The organism is Aromatoleum bremense (assembly GCF_017894365.1).
Lineage (GTDB): Bacteria > Pseudomonadota > Gammaproteobacteria > Burkholderiales > Rhodocyclaceae > Aromatoleum > Aromatoleum bremense.
Genome location: NZ_CP059467.1, coordinates 1,639,585 through 1,652,878, shown reverse-complemented (window position 1 = coordinate 1,652,878; position 13,294 = coordinate 1,639,585). Strand labels below are relative to the sequence as shown.

Annotated in this window: 14 protein-coding genes; 3 read left to right on the top strand and 11 right to left on the bottom strand. The window is 68.4% G+C overall.

The features are described 5' to 3' along the window. Window positions 1–60 precede the first annotated feature (60 nt). From pbN1_RS07875 to pbN1_RS07860, 4 genes are all read right to left on the bottom strand, one after another. Complete coding sequence (locus tag pbN1_RS07875; protein WP_169120474.1) at window positions 61–480, bottom strand: YqaA family protein; 420 nt, start codon at window positions 478–480, stop codon at window positions 61–63. A 56-nt stretch (window positions 481–536) separates the two neighbouring features. Further along, window positions 537–1,403 carry an FHA domain-containing protein gene (locus pbN1_RS07870; protein ID WP_169202207.1) on the bottom strand — a complete coding sequence of 289 codons (867 nt, stop codon included), beginning with the start codon at window positions 1,401–1,403 and terminating at the stop codon, window positions 537–539. Between the two features lie 113 nt (window positions 1,404–1,516). Continuing rightward, window positions 1,517–2,452 (bottom strand): tRNA 2-thiocytidine(32) synthetase TtcA, encoded by a 936-nt coding sequence (gene ttcA, locus pbN1_RS07865; protein ID WP_169202206.1) that lies wholly within the window; start codon window positions 2,450–2,452, stop codon window positions 1,517–1,519. 70 nt (window positions 2,453–2,522) lie between these two features. Continuing rightward, window positions 2,523–3,269 (bottom strand): pteridine reductase, encoded by a 747-nt coding sequence (locus pbN1_RS07860; protein WP_169202205.1) that lies wholly within the window; start codon window positions 3,267–3,269, stop codon window positions 2,523–2,525. 86 nt (window positions 3,270–3,355) lie between these two features. On the opposite strand from pbN1_RS07860, the gene pbN1_RS07855 reads away from it, so the two are divergent. Beyond that, window positions 3,356–4,516 (top strand): class I SAM-dependent methyltransferase, encoded by a 1,161-nt coding sequence (locus pbN1_RS07855; RefSeq protein ID WP_169202204.1) that lies wholly within the window; start codon window positions 3,356–3,358, stop codon window positions 4,514–4,516. A gap of 11 nt (window positions 4,517–4,527) precedes the next feature. On the opposite strand, the gene pbN1_RS07850 is transcribed toward pbN1_RS07855, so the two are convergent. Both pbN1_RS07850 and pbN1_RS07845 read right to left on the bottom strand, forming a co-directional pair. Then, complete coding sequence (locus pbN1_RS07850) at window positions 4,528–4,740, bottom strand: hypothetical protein (protein WP_169202203.1); 213 nt, start codon at window positions 4,738–4,740, stop codon at window positions 4,528–4,530. A 203-nt stretch (window positions 4,741–4,943) separates the two neighbouring features. Beyond that, entirely contained in the window at window positions 4,944–5,750 is an 807-nt protein-coding gene (locus pbN1_RS07845) for an alpha/beta hydrolase (RefSeq protein ID WP_169202202.1), read from the bottom strand. Between the two features lie 194 nt (window positions 5,751–5,944). Here pbN1_RS07845 and pbN1_RS07840 point away from each other — a divergent pair, with 194 nt between their 5' ends. Further along, window positions 5,945–6,142, top strand: a complete 198-nt coding sequence (locus pbN1_RS07840) for a DUF2905 domain-containing protein (protein WP_169202201.1) — start codon at window positions 5,945–5,947, stop codon at window positions 6,140–6,142. Between the two features lie 30 nt (window positions 6,143–6,172). Here the strand turns inward: pbN1_RS07840 and pbN1_RS07835 are convergent, their stop codons facing one another. From pbN1_RS07835 to pbN1_RS07820, 4 genes are read right to left on the bottom strand one after another with little or no spacing between them, the layout of a single operon-like run. Then, on the bottom strand, window positions 6,173–7,408 hold the full coding sequence (locus tag pbN1_RS07835; protein ID WP_169202200.1) for a multifunctional CCA addition/repair protein: 1,236 nt from the start codon (window positions 7,406–7,408) through the stop codon (window positions 6,173–6,175). Beyond that, on the bottom strand, window positions 7,408–8,064 hold the full coding sequence (locus tag pbN1_RS07830; RefSeq protein ID WP_169202199.1) for a glutathione S-transferase family protein: 657 nt from the start codon (window positions 8,062–8,064) through the stop codon (window positions 7,408–7,410). The genes pbN1_RS07835 and pbN1_RS07830 overlap by 1 nt, the downstream gene beginning before the upstream one ends. A 38-nt stretch (window positions 8,065–8,102) precedes the next feature. Next, a complete protein-coding gene (locus pbN1_RS07825) occupies window positions 8,103–9,068 on the bottom strand; it encodes a complex I NDUFA9 subunit family protein (protein WP_169202198.1) in 966 nt (321 codons plus the stop codon). 33 nt (window positions 9,069–9,101) lie between these two features. Then, on the bottom strand, window positions 9,102–11,036 hold the full coding sequence (locus pbN1_RS07820) for a lytic transglycosylase domain-containing protein (protein WP_169202197.1): 1,935 nt from the start codon (window positions 11,034–11,036) through the stop codon (window positions 9,102–9,104). Between the two features lie 40 nt (window positions 11,037–11,076). Here pbN1_RS07820 and pbN1_RS07815 point away from each other — a divergent pair, with 40 nt between their 5' ends. Next, complete coding sequence (locus pbN1_RS07815) at window positions 11,077–11,682, top strand: 5-formyltetrahydrofolate cyclo-ligase (RefSeq protein ID WP_244857203.1); 606 nt, start codon at window positions 11,077–11,079, stop codon at window positions 11,680–11,682. Window positions 11,683–11,691: 9 nt separating this feature from the next. Here pbN1_RS07815 and ilvA read toward each other — a convergent pair whose 3' ends face one another. Next, on the bottom strand, window positions 11,692–13,212 hold the full coding sequence (gene ilvA / locus pbN1_RS07810) for a threonine ammonia-lyase, biosynthetic (RefSeq protein WP_169202196.1): 1,521 nt from the start codon (window positions 13,210–13,212) through the stop codon (window positions 11,692–11,694). Window positions 13,213–13,294 lie beyond the last annotated feature (82 nt).

Below are 13,294 nucleotides of genomic sequence, written 5' to 3'. Positions count from 1 at the left end.
GGGTCCTGAAGACTTCGGGTGACAGTCCGCGGAGACGCCGACGTCGTGCACGAGGCGGGTTCACAGGACGGCGAAGGCGACGAGAGCGTAGCGTAGCAGCTTGCCCGCCGCCATCCACAGCAGGCACGGCAGCCACGCGAGGCGCAGCCAGCCCGCCGCGGCGCACAGGGCGTCGCCGATCACCGGCGCCCACGACAGCAGCAGGATCGGCGCGCCGTGATGGCGCACCCAGGCGAGCCGGCCCGTGTCCGCCTTTCCGGGCAGCAGCCGGGCGAGCGCCCAGGTGCTCATGCCGCCGAGCGTGTTGCCGAGCGTCGCGAGCGTCAGCGCGGCGACGAGCTGCCCGGGCCGCAGCGTGAGCACGCCGGCGAGCACGAGTTCCGATCCGCCCGGCAGCAGCGTCGCGGAAAGAAAGCTCGATACGAACAGTGCCGCGAGGCCCGCTTCGGGGCCGGGGTCGAGCAGCGAAAGGAAGCTCATCGGCGGGTGCGGGAACGGACGTAAGAAGGTCGTGAGCGGTTGCCGGGCGCGGCCGCCTAGACGATCTCGAAAAACGCCAGGTCGCGCTCGATGTCGTTCGCCGAGAAGCCGCAGCCGATGCGGCCCGGGCCGATCAGCGGCAGTTCGCCGGCCTTGATGCACTGCTCGGCGCCGCCATTTTCGGCGACGTATGTGCCGTTGGTGCTCTGGTCGATCAGGACGAAACCTTCGCGCCGGCGCTCGATGCGCGCGTGCTGGCGCGAGGTGCGCGGATCGATGATGACGATGTCGTTGCCGATCTCGCGCCCCAGCAGCACCACGGGGCGGTTCTCCTCGACGAACAGCACGTCCTGCTGGTGATGAATCCTCAGCCGTTGCGAGATTCGTGCCGCGGCGGGGATCGAGGTGATCATGCCGGAAGACCGCACAATCGCGAACACCGGCCAGCCAAGGCCGTCGAGCGCCGGGTCCTGCAGCGGCGTGTTGCAGGCGAGATGGCGGACGCCGTGCGACAGCTGCATCACGACCGCATTGCTGGCGAGGATGTGGCCGGGTTTCGCAGTATCGGCGAGGCGCATCGCGAGCGCCTCGTCTGCGCTGACCGGCTGGCCCGACACTGCCGCGCCATAGTGCACTCCGACCCGGATCGTCATGCGCAGGCCGCGCAGCGGCGGCAGGCTTTCGACGCGCTCGAGCATTTCGCAGGCGGCGAGGATCGCGGCGTCGCAGCACTCGAACGTCGCGCACGCGCGTGCCGCCTCGCGGCGCAGCCGGGCCCCGGCGTTCGCCTCGACGGCCCGTTCGATGCGGTGCATGCAGCGCTCGACCGCGTGGTTGACCTCGTGCGCGCCGAGAGCCTCGGCAAGGCGCCGTCTCCCGGGTACTTCGGCAACGAGGACGCAGACGTTCTTCGGCTGGATCATGTGCGGGGGCAGTGACGTGGGCGGCCGGTTCCCGGTGTCGGGCGGGCCGGGGCGGCGCGTGTCGCGTGGATGATGGTCAGGTTCTCCGTGGGGCGGGTCCGGCGGATCGGCGCCTACTCCCCGTCCGTCGTGCGATCCGCGAGGTGCATGACCGCGGCGGACGGGGACGGCACGTCGACGCGGTCGAACGCGATGTCGCCCTCGGCAACGACCGTGTCGCGCGTCAGGTTGCGGAAATCGAACAGCGATGCATCGGCGAGATGCGACGGCACGACCTGGCCGAGCGCGGTCGCGATCGATTCGATGCGTCCCGGATGCTCGCGCGCCCAGCCCTGCAGCATCGTCTTGATCTGCTTCCTCTGCGCGTTTTCCTGCGAGCCGCAAAGATTGCACGGAATGATCGGGAACTCCATCGTGCGCGCGAAGCGCGTGATGTCGGCCTCGGTGCAGTACGCGAGCGGCCGGATCACGACGTGTTCGCCGTTGTCGCTGACGAGCTTCGGCGGCATCGCCTTGATCTTGCCGCCGAAGAACAGGTTGAGGAACAGCGTCTCGAGCATGTCGTCGCGGTGATGGCCGAGCGCGATGCGCGTCGCGCCGAGTTCGCGTGCGACGCGGTAGATGATGCCGCGCCGCAGCCGCGAGCACAGCGAGCAGGTGGTCTTGCCCGCGGGGATTTTGTCCTTGACGATCGAGTAGGTGTCCTCGGTGACGATGCGATATTCGACGCCGATCGACTCGAAATAGGCCGGCAGCACGTCGGCGGGGAAGCCCGGCTGCTTCTGGTCGAGGTTCATCGCGATGATGCGGAAGTCGACCGGGGCACGTTCGCGCAGCGCGAGCAGGCACGACAGCAGCGTGTACGAATCCTTGCCGCCGGACACGCAGACCATCACCGTGTCGCCGTCGCCGATCATGTTGAAGTCGGCGATCGCCTTGCCGACGCTGCGTTCGAGCTTTTTCTTCAGCCGCAGGAAAGTGTTCGAAAAGCGGGTGTCGGCTTCGGCGGGGGCTGGAGTCGCCGTGGCGACAGCGGAAAGGGGAGTCACGATTGGGCGTCCTGCACGGGAAACGGAAGAAATTATACCTTTGTGCACTGCGCAAGCGGTCCTGCCGCATTCATAGGTGCGCGCTGCGTCCGCCGTCGACGGCGATGATCTGCCCGGTGACATAAGGAGCGTCCAACAGCAGAAAGCGGACCGTGCGGGCGATGTCGGCAGGTGTTCCGATCCGCCCGAGCAATGTGTGGCGAACGATGGCGTCGCGTTGTTCAGATGGAAACTGGCCGTCCTCCGGCCACTCGATCGCGCCGGGCGACACGCCATTCACTCTCACGTCGGGTGCCAGCTCCAGCGCCAGTGCCCGGGTGAGACCCAGCAGCCCGGCCTTCGCGGCGCAATACAGCGGGTAGTTGCGCAGGGGACGCTCGGCATGGATATCGACGATGTTGACGATTGCGCCGCGCTGGCGCCGCAGCATCGGCGCCGCGGCCTGCGCGAGGAACAGCGGGCCTTTCAGGTTCGAACCGATCAGCTCGGTCCACGCCGCGGCGTCGATGCTGCCGATCGGCGTCGGGAAGAAGCTCGACGCGTTGTTCACGACGGCGTCGAGCCGGTGGCGCGCCGCGAGCAACGCGTCGATCAATGCCGCGGGGACGCCGTCGTCCTTGAGGTCGCCGCGGATCAGCGATGCGGAGCCGGGGCGCACGCGGTCGAGCTCGTCGGCGAGCGCACGGGCCTCGGCCGCCGAGTTGCGGTAGTGCAGCACGACATGCGCGCCGGTGGCGTGCAACGTGCGCGCGATTTCCGCGCCCACCCGCCGGGCGGCGCCGGTAACCAGGATGACTGGCGAGGCTGCGGTGCTCATCGTTCCGGATTCCTCGGTTCTGGCCACCCGCGCGTGGCCGCTGGAGACAGACGCTAGAATACGCGTTTTCCCGATTGTCGCCGCCCATGTCCCTGCCTCAACCTTCCGCCGACGCGATCGAACAAAGCGCCCACCTGGTACGCTCGATCACCGCATCCATCGCCGCGGCCGGCGGCTGGATTCCCTTCTCGCGCTACATGGAACTGGCGCTGTATTCGCCGGGGCTGGGGTATTACAGCGGCGGGGCGAGGAAATTCGGCCCGGGCGGAGACTTCATCACGGCCCCGGAGCTGACGCCGCTGTTCGGCCAGGCGCTCGCGGCGCAGGTCGAGCAGGTGATGCGCGCCTCCGCCGCGCACGTGATCGAAGCGGGAGCCGGCACTGGACTGCTCGCCGCCGATCTGCTGCTCGAACTCGAGCGGCGGGAGTGCCTGCCCGAGACCTACGGCATCCTGGAACTGTCGGGCGAACTGCGCGAGCGCCAGTTCGACCTGCTGGCCGAGAAAGCCCCGCGTCTGGCGAGTCGCGTGCGCTGGCTCGACGCGCTGCCGGAGCGCTTCTCCGGTGCGCTGGTCGCGAACGAAGTCCTCGACGTGATGCCGGTGCACCTTGTCGTGTCGCGGCCCGAAGGGCTGTTCGAGCGCGGTGTCGCCGTCGATCCGGCCGGCACGCTGCGCTGGGCGGACTCGCCGGCGAGCGGAGCGGTGGCCGACGCGGCCCGCGCCCTCGACCTGCCGTTGCCGGAAAGCGGCGAATACGTCACTGAACTGAACCTCGCCGCGCGGGCGTGGGTCGGCGAATGGGCACAGCGGCTCGAGCGCGGTGCGCTGCTGCTCGTCGATTACGGTTATCCGCGTGCCGAGTATTACCTGCCGTCGCGCTCGAACGGCACGCTGCTGTGCTATTACCGCCACCACGCGCACGCCGACCCTTTCCTCTGGCCGGGGCTGAACGACATTACCGCGTTCGTCGATTTCACGTCGGTGGCCGAGGCTGCGTTCGACGCCGGGCTCGACGTGCTCGGCTACACCAACCAGGCCGCGTTCCTGTTCAACTGCGGGCTGCTCGAATGCCTCGCGCGGCGCGGGCCGGAGACGTCGGCGGACTGCATCCGCGCGGCGCGCGCCGCCCAGCGGCTGACGACGCCGCAGGAGATGGGGGAGCTCTTCAAGGTGCTTGCGCTGGGCAAAGGCATCCCCGCTCCCCTGCTCGGGTTCCAGCGCGGCGACAGGGTGCACGCGCTGTAATCCCGCGGCTCCTATTCCTGGTAGCGGTAAACCGCCCGCAGGAAGTCGTCGACGTCGAGCGGCGGTACCGGCGGATCCCCGGCCACCTCGACGTGTTCGACGGGCTGCAACTGGAGTGCGGGTTCGGGTTGCGGCGGCAGCCAGTTGGCATTGAGCACTTCGTCGCCGTATTCATCGGGATTCCCGATCACATTGCCTGTGCACATTTCCATGATGATCACCATGATGGCTTCCGCGATGTTTCCCGGCTTTCCACTTCCCGGCGGCGGTCTTGCGGACCGGGAGATGCTGGAGGCACCGGGGCGCCGCGATGGTCTGCAGCCGCCCGCTCCGGGTTCGACCCCGGTGGTTACACGGCTGATGGGGTTCCGGAGCGACCCCGCACTTTCATCTTGGCGCCAAATGATTACAGTTTCCAGCACTAAACTCAGACAAGTTGTACCGTGAGCCAGTCACGGAGCATTTCCGCGACACTTTGCCAGTCGCGCTCGAGCATGACTCCATGCCCCATGCCGGGGATGATCGTCGCATCGAGCCCGTAGAGCGTCGCCGTCATCGCGACCTGCGCCGGCGGGATAAGGTGATCGTGTTCCGCGCCGACGATCAGCATCGGCGGACGGTGCATGCGTGCGGGTTGCGGCAGGTTGAAGAGCGTCATGTCCCACACCGCGCGGTGGGATTCGGGCTGGCACAGATGGTAGTAGCGCATCAGCGCATCGTCATCGACCGGCTGGTGGAACAGGGCTTCGCGCAGGCTTTCCGGGTCGGGCTGGCTGCCGGCGAGCATCTGGTTCAGGTTGCCCAGGAGGTGCGGCTTGTTGAACATCAGGCCCAGCGCGGAGCCCATCAGCCCTTGGGGCGGGACCGAGCACAGCAGCGCGGCGGCGGGGACGTCGGCCTGTTCGAGGTACTTCTGTATCACCATCCCGCCCATCGAATGCCCGATCAGCGCCGGCGTCCGCGGCAATGTGGCGACGATTTCGGTGACGTCGCGTACGTAGTCGTCGATCGAGAACGAATCGAGTCCCCCGCGCCTGCGGCTGGCGCCATGTCCGGACAACGACAGTGCATGGCAGTCGAAGCCGGCGGCGGCGAAATACGGCAGGAAATGCTCGTCCCAGCACCATGCGCCGGTGTAGGCGCCGTGGATGAACAGCAGCGGGACCGGCGAAACCGCCTTGCCCGCGGGGGCGCGCGATATCACCTCGAGTTCGCCGAAATGCCGCGCGCTCATTGCGGCACCGCCATGCCGCGCTGCACTGCCGGCCGCGCCGCGCGTGCCTCGAGGGCGATCGAGATCTTGCGGCCGTTGGGTATGGTCCAGGTGTAAAGCGTGATCATCGGACAAGCTCCGTCGATGGCGGCGAGGGCCGCGTTGCGAGACGCACCCCTCGCGGGGTCTAATGCGAATTTGGGGCGGAGATGGGAATGCTCAAGTGGCTGGTCGTGGTGGCGCTGATCGTCCTCTTGACCGGCCTGCTCAGGCCGGACGTCATGCGCCGCCTGCGCTTCGGCCATCTGCCGGGCGATCTTCATTTTCGCCTGTGGGGCCGTGCCATTCATCTGCCATTTACCAGCACGATACTGCTGAGTGTTCTCGGGTGGGCGCTGCTGCGGGCATTGTGAGTCGCTCCCTGCGAACCGGCGGCCAGCGGGTCACTCTTCCTCTTCCTCTTCCTCTTCCGCGTGCCGAGCCTTGACGGCCGCAACCCGGGCCTCGTGCACGCGTTGCGGGATGCTTGCCTTGTCGGTGCAGCTGCGGGCAATCGCCCCCGCGTCGACCGACCGGACCGCGGCGAGCGCGGCGTGCCAGATCGCGGCCTGCGCATAAGGGCGCTCGGCCATGCCGGGGCGACCGTGGAAATCGCATGCCGCGGCTTCGAGCAACAGGCCGAAACGCTCCGGGCGGCGCAGCGCGTCAGTGCGTTCGAGCAGCTTCACGATCGTCATCGGACGCAATGAACGTACCTGATGCAGGATGCCGTGCTCGCGCGCCAGCAGCACGGCGAGGTCGCGGCAATCGAGCGGCGCCTTCAGGCGCTCCGACACGGCCCGGGCGCGATCGGCGCTCTTCGCCTCGTGGCCGTAGTGGTGCGGCAATAGGTGCACGGGCGTGTCGGCCTTGCCCAGGTCGTGCAGTAGGCAGGCCCAGCGGACGGCGAGCGGCTGCGCGGTGGCCGCGGCATGGTCGACGACCGCCATCACGTGGATGCCGGTGTCGACTTCCGGGTGGTGCTGCGGCGGTTGCTGCACACCGAACAGGCAATCGACTTCGGGCAGGATGCGCGCGAGCGCGCCGCACTCGCGCAGCACGGCAAACATCCGCGAAGGCCGGGTTTCCATCAGACCGCGCGCGAGCTCCTGCCATACGCGTTCCGCGACCAGGTGGTCGACCTCGCCGTTGTCGACCATCGTGCGCATCAGTGCCAGCGTCTCGGGCGCGACGGAAAACGCGTCGAAGCGCGCGGCAAAGCGTGCGACGCGCAGCACGCGCACCGGATCTTCGGCGAACGCCTCGCTGACATGGCGAAACACACGGTTTTCGAGGTCCCGGCGACCGCCGTACGGGTCGATCAGCGTGCCGTCCTCGTCCTGCGCCATCGCGTTGATCGTCAGGTCGCGGCGGCGCAGGTCCTCTTCGAGCGTGACGTCCGGGGACGCGTGCACAGTGAAACCGGTATAGCCGCGGCCGCTCTTGCGCTCGGTACGGGCGAGGGCATATTCCTCGCCGGTGCGAGGATGGAGGAACACCGGGAAATCCTTGCCGACGGCGCGAAAGCCGCGCGCGAGCATCTCATCCGCGCTCGCGCCGACGACCACCCAGTCATGGTCCTGCACCGGCAGGCCGAGCAGGCGGTCGCGCACCGCGCCGCCGACGACATAAACACGCATCAGCCGTAAAGATCTTCGGACGGGATCGATTCGCTTTCGGCCTTCGCCGCCGTTTCCCATTCCTGCATCAGCGGGTGCGCGAGCATCGCGTCGAGATATTCGCCCGCGGCCGCGGCCGGTCGCACCCCGTAGGTTTTGAAGCGGAAGCAGACCGGCGCGTACATCGCATCGGCTGCCGAGAACGCGCCGAACAGATACGGCCCGGCTGGGTTCGCCTGCGTGCCGAAACGCTCGCGGCAGTCGTTCCAGATCGCCTCGATGCGGGCGATGTTGGCATCGACCGCCGTGTTGCGCCCCTGGCCGGTGTAGTCCTTGCGGATGTTCATCGTCATGTGCTGGCGCAGGTCGGTGAAGCCGGAATGCATTTCGGCGCTGACCGAGCGGGCGATCGCGCGCGTCGCCGTGTCGGCCGGCCACAGTCCCGGCGCCTTTTCGGCGAGATATTCGCAGATCGCGAGTGAATCCCAGATCGCCAGGCCATGGTCGATCAGGCACGGCACTTTTCCGGACGGCGAATGCGACAGGATGCGCTCGCGGCTGCCGGGGATGAACAGCGCGATGCGGATCTCCTCGAACTGCCGGCCGCTGGCCCGCGCCGCGAGCCACGCACGCAGCGACCAGGACGAGTAGTTCTTGTTGCCGATGATCAGTTTCATGCGCGAAGTCTCCGTCGGGTGGGGAATCGTCCGGCCCTTCAGCCGTGGGGTCGGCCGGAGTGGCTACGCATCGAATAGTAGCGGGCGCGTTGCGAGCTGTCGCCGATATATGCCGGCACGACGGCCTCCAGCGGCGTCGGGGTCATGCCGAACGGTAGCGGCGCGCCACTCGCGACGTTGTCGACGCGCATCGAGCGCAGGTTGTCGCGGCTCATTATCGGGTTCGGCAGCCATTCCATCAGTGCCGCCTGCATCATCGCGAGCCCCTCGGGCAGCGGGATGATCGGGCGTGGTGCACCGGCCAGATCGCTGATGTATTCGACCAGCTCGCGCAGCGTATAGACGCGCGGCCCCGCGAGTTCGAACGTCTCGCCGGCGGCGGCCGGATCGCGCAGGCAGTGGCAGATGACCGAAGCGACGTCTTCGACGTACACGGGCTGGAATCGCGCGCGTGCGCCGCCCAGCGGCAAAACCGGAAATCGCCTCGCCAGCTTGGCGAAGAGGTTCGTGAAGTGGTCGCCGCGGCCGAACATCACCGCCGGACGCAGCACCGTCCAGGCCGGGGCGTCGCCGCCGGCGCGTACCGCCGCCTCGCCGGCGGCCTTCGAGCGCAGGTATTCGGACGGACCGTCGGGCGAGGCGCCGAGCGCGCTCACATGCACGAGATGGGGAACTCGCGCGGCGTGGCACGCGGCGACGATCTTTTGCGGCAATTCAACATGCGCGCGCGCGAAATCCCGGCCGTACGGGGAGCCCGACCGGGAATGCAGGATCCCGACGAGGTTGATGACCGCATCGACGCCGGCGACCAGCCGCGCGAGCGTCGCCGGGTCATGCACATCCGCCTCGACGACGTCGACGGTCGGCAGCAGCAGCAGATGGCGCGCGCGGCTCTCGTGGCGAGTCGGAACGACGACCTCGACGGCGGCTTCGGCAAGCCGGTTGGCAACGGCGCTGCCGACGAAGCCGGAGCCGCCGATGAGCACGACGCGTTCGATTTTCATGTTGAGGCTCCCGTGCAGGCAACGATGCGATGGTCACTGGTCCTCGACGGGGCGGGGAGCGATCGTGCCGAGCCGCTGCTTCAGCGACTGGGGTCGGCCTTCGAGCATCGCCGCATAGATGACCGCGTTGGACATCACCTTCTTGACATAGTCGCGCGTCTCATCGAAAGGAATCGTTTCGGCATAGATCGCGCCTTCGAGCGAACGCTGGTCGCGCCAGCGTCGGGCCCGGCTTGGCCCTGCATTGTAGCCGGCCGATGCGAGCACCGGATGATTGTCGAGTCCGTCGAGGATCAGCCGCATGTAGCTCGTGCCCAGCAGGACGTTGGTGTTGGGATCGGTGAGCATGCCGGGGTGGTAGTTCGGCAGGCCGATCTTGCCGGCGACCCATTTGCCGGTCGCGGGCATCACCTGCATCAGCCCCTGCGCGCCGGAACTCGAGCGCGCCGGCGCGCTGAAGCGGCTTTCCTGGCGCATCAGCCCGTATACCCAGCCGATGTCGAGCCCGCGCTCGTGCACCTGCGGCTCGATGAGCGGGCGATACGGCGTGATATAGCGCAGGTCGAAGTTGGCGCGCGCATCGGTGCGTTCGGCGGTGTTGATGGCGCGGTCGAAGAGCTCGTGATTCAGCGCGAGGCGCGCGGCGGCGACGAGGAAGCCTTCATCCTGGCCGCGCAGTGCCCAGTTCCATTCGCGCGCTGCTTCGGTGCGCAGGTCGAGCCGGTACAGTGCGAGGGCGCGCTGCAGGCCGGGGTCGGCCGCGGCTCGCGCGGTGTCGCCCGCCGTCACCGCCCCGTTGCCGGTGGGCGCGGAGAAAAGCTCGCCGCCTTCTTCCGCTGCGAGCAGGCCGTAGAAATGCGGCTCCCCGGCGATGCGCCGGTAGAGCGCCGCGGCCTCGTCCCCGCGGCCGAGGGCAGCCCGTGCGCGGCCCAGCCAGTAGATCCACTCCGGGCGGGCCTGCTCGGCTGCCGGCAGCGCCTCGATCGAGGATTCCACCATGCGCCAGTCCTCGACCCGCAGCGCCGCGCGCACCCGCCACGCGCGCTGCTCGCTGCTCATCGCCACGTCGCCGGCCGCGCGGTACCACTCCGAGGCCTGCGGCAGGCGCGCGAGCGCGCCGTAATGGCCGAGGATCGCGTGGACGTAGGCCCGTTCGCCGTGATCGAGCCGGTCGCTGATGCGCTGGAAGCGGACCTGCGCAGCGCGCGGGTCGTCCTGGCGCGCGAGGTTGACCAGCGCCGTCAAGGCCAGCTCGCGGCCGGGCCGGGTCGCGGCGAAGTTCGCGGGCAGGCGGTCGAGGTACGCTTCGGGAGACTTCACCGCGTGGTCGAGTCTGGCGAGCTTCGGCATTTCGCCGGCCGCGAGCCAGGCGAGCGTGCTGCGCGCCGCGGCGAAGCTGCGCGTCTCGATCTGTCGGCGGAATCGCCACCACAGCTCGTCCGCGCCGACTGCGCCGCCGGTCGCGAGCGCGCGCAGGACCGGCTCGCAGGCGACGTGGCTGTCGGTCAATTCCATCCACTGTGCGCGGGTTTCGGCCAGCACTTCGGTGTCGCCGAGGTTGAGCCGGGCGGTCCGGTAATGGCAGCGCAGCTCGGCGTCCGGTTCCCGCAGGTCGGCGTAAAGGCGCAGGAATCCCGACCAGTCCTCGTCGCGCACCGTGCGGCGCAGCCAGTCGGCGCGCAGGCGTTCGGCAAGCAGGCTGTCGGGGTCCTGCAGCAGGAACTCGGTCAACTCGATGATCGGGGCCGGGTCAGGGCGCACGAGCTTGTTCGACAGCAACCAGTACTGGACGTACGGGTCGAGCGGGTGCGAGCCGCGTTCCCTGTCGAGCTGCTCCAGCGTGCCCCGGTCGCCGGTGCGCAGCGCCTCCCGCGCCGCCAGGATCCGTTCATCCCCCGGGTCGCCGTGCACCACCGCGCTCAGGGTCGCCAACGCCAGGGCCACGCCCGCCCACAATCCCTTGATCATCCCTTACCATCCTGTTTTTGATTCGATTCACCTTAGCACAGTGACGACATCCGTTTCCCCTGCCGACGACGAGGCGGGCCGCATCCGGCGGGCGCTGCGCGAGCGCGCGTGCGCCGAGCGCCTGGCGCTGCCGGACGAGCGCCGTGCGACGCTCACGGAGCAGCTTGAAGCGCATCTGGACTGCTTGCTCGCGCGGCTCGCCCCGCACGCGCTGGCGTTCTGCTGGCCATATCGCGCCGAGCCCGACCTGCGTGCATGGATGTGTCGCTGGCTCGTCGGCGGACACTCGCGCGTCGCGGCGCTGCCGGTGGTGCTGGCAAAGGCAACGCCGATGGTGTTCCGCAGGTGGACGCCGGGCATGGAAATGGTTTTCGATCGCCACGGCATCCCGCATCCACCCGACGGCGAGGCGATCGTACCGGACGCGGTGCTGGTGCCGTGCAACGCGTTCGACGCCGCCGGCTACCGACTCGGCTACGGCGGCGGCTATTTCGATCGCACGCTGGCGTTGATCGATCCGGTCGCGGTCGGTGTCGGCTTCGAGCTGGGGCGCGCGCAAACGGTGTATCCGCAGCACCATGACCGCCCGATGCAGTGGATCGTGACCGAAGCCGGGGCTTTCCCGGCGCGGCCGCACGCCGCCTGAGGCGGGGCTTCAGCCGAGGAACATGCGGTACGCTGGGTTCCCGGACTCGTCGGCATATTCATAGCCGAGCCGGTCGAGGAACGCGCTGAATGCCGCCTTGTCGCCGGGAGGCACCTGCATGCCGACCAGCACGCGGCCGAAATCCGAGCCGTGGTTGCGGTAGTGGAACAGGCTGATGTTCCAGTCCGAGTGCAGGTTGGTGAGGAAATTCATCAGCGCGCCGGGGCGCTCGGGGAATTCGAAGCGGTACACGAGCTCATTGTCGACGTGCGGCGCGCGGCCGCCGACCATGTAGCGGATGTGGCTCTTCGCCATTTCGTCGTCGGTGAGGTCAACTGCCGGCAGCTCGTGGCGCCCGAGCATCTCGATGAGGCGGGAAGCCTCGGCGCGGTTGTGCACCGACACGCCGACGAAGATGTGCGCCTGTTCCGGGTCGGCGTAGCGATAGTTGAACTCGGTGATGTGGCGGTCGCCGACGAGGCTGCAGAATTTGCGGAACGAGCCGGGGCGCTCCGGGATCGTCACCGCGAACACCGCCTCGCGTTGCTCGCCGACCTCGGCGCGTTCGGCGACGAAACGCAGGCGGTCGAAGTTCATGTTCGCGCCGGACGCCACTGCCACCAGGCACTTGCCGTGCAGGTTGTGGCGCTGCGCGTATTCCTTGGCGCCGGCGATCGCGAGCGCCCCGGACGGCTCGAGGATCGAGCGGGTGTCCTCGAAGACGTCTTTCAGCGCGGCGCAGATCGCGTCGTTGTCGACCAGGATCATCTCGTCCACATACTGCCGGCACAGGCGGAAAGTCTCCTCGCCGACCTGCTTGACCGCGGTGCCGTCGGCGAACAGGCCGACCTGGTCGAGAACGACGCGTTCGCCCGCCGCGAGCGAGCGCGTCATCGCATCGGCGTCCACCGTCTCGACGCCGACGATCCTGATTTCGGGCCGCAGCCGCTTCACGTAGGCGGCAACGCCGGCGATCAGCCCGCCGCCGCCGACGGCGCAGAAGATCGCGTGGATCGGATCGGGGTGCGCGCGCAGGATCTCCATGCCGATCGTGCCCTGCCCGGCGATGACGTCCGGGTCGTCATAAGGATGGACGAAAGTGAGCTTGTCCGCCTTTTCCAGTTCCAGCGAGTGGGCGTAGGCGTCCGAGTAGGAGTCGCCGGCGAGCACCACCTCGCCGCCCCGCGCCCTGACCGCGTCGACCTTGATCTGCGGCGTCGAGGTCGGCATCACGATCACCGCGCGCACGCCGAGCTTCTGCGCCGACAGCGCGACGCCCTGCGCGTGGTTGCCGGCCGAGGCGCAGATCACCCCCCGCTTGAGCGCCTGCGGCGGCAGGTGCGCCATCTTGTTGTAGGCCCCGCGCAGCTTGAAGCTGAACACCGGCTGCATGTCCTCGCGCTTGAGGTAGATGCGGTTGTGGATGCGTGCGGACAGGTTCGGGGCGAGATCGAGCGGGGTTTCCTCCGCGACGTCATAGACGCGGGCGTTGAGGGTTCTTTCCAGGTAGTCCGGAATTGCGGCAGTCATCGGCGGTCCCTGAGCGGGAGAAGCAAAGGGAACGAGCGTAGCAGTCGGTGCGGCACGGCGGCAAGCGGGATCAGTCCAGCGG

Coding starts and splice junctions, on each gene's coding strand:
- pbN1_RS07875 (WP_169120474.1), bottom strand. CDS start 480: ATGAGCTTCCTTTCGCTGCTCGACCCCGGCCCCGAAGCGGGCCTCGCG.
- pbN1_RS07870 (WP_169202207.1), bottom strand. CDS start 1,403: ATGATCCAGCCGAAGAACGTCTGCGTCCTCGTTGCCGAAGTACCCGGG.
- pbN1_RS07860 (WP_169202205.1), bottom strand. CDS start 3,269: ATGAGCACCGCAGCCTCGCCAGTCATCCTGGTTACCGGCGCCGCCCGG.
- pbN1_RS07855 (WP_169202204.1), top strand. CDS start 3,356: ATGTCCCTGCCTCAACCTTCCGCCGACGCGATCGAACAAAGCGCCCAC.
- pbN1_RS07850 (WP_169202203.1), bottom strand. CDS start 4,740: ATGGTGATCATCATGGAAATGTGCACAGGCAATGTGATCGGGAATCCC.
- pbN1_RS07845 (WP_169202202.1), bottom strand. CDS start 5,750: ATGAGCGCGCGGCATTTCGGCGAACTCGAGGTGATATCGCGCGCCCCC.
- pbN1_RS07840 (WP_169202201.1), top strand. CDS start 5,945: ATGCTCAAGTGGCTGGTCGTGGTGGCGCTGATCGTCCTCTTGACCGGC.
- pbN1_RS07835 (WP_169202200.1), bottom strand. CDS start 7,408: ATGCGTGTTTATGTCGTCGGCGGCGCGGTGCGCGACCGCCTGCTCGGC.
- pbN1_RS07830 (WP_169202199.1), bottom strand. CDS start 8,064: ATGAAACTGATCATCGGCAACAAGAACTACTCGTCCTGGTCGCTGCGT.
- pbN1_RS07825 (WP_169202198.1), bottom strand. CDS start 9,068: ATGAAAATCGAACGCGTCGTGCTCATCGGCGGCTCCGGCTTCGTCGGC.
- pbN1_RS07820 (WP_169202197.1), bottom strand. CDS start 11,036: ATGATCAAGGGATTGTGGGCGGGCGTGGCCCTGGCGTTGGCGACCCTG.
- ilvA (WP_169202196.1), bottom strand. CDS start 13,212: ATGACTGCCGCAATTCCGGACTACCTGGAAAGAACCCTCAACGCCCGC.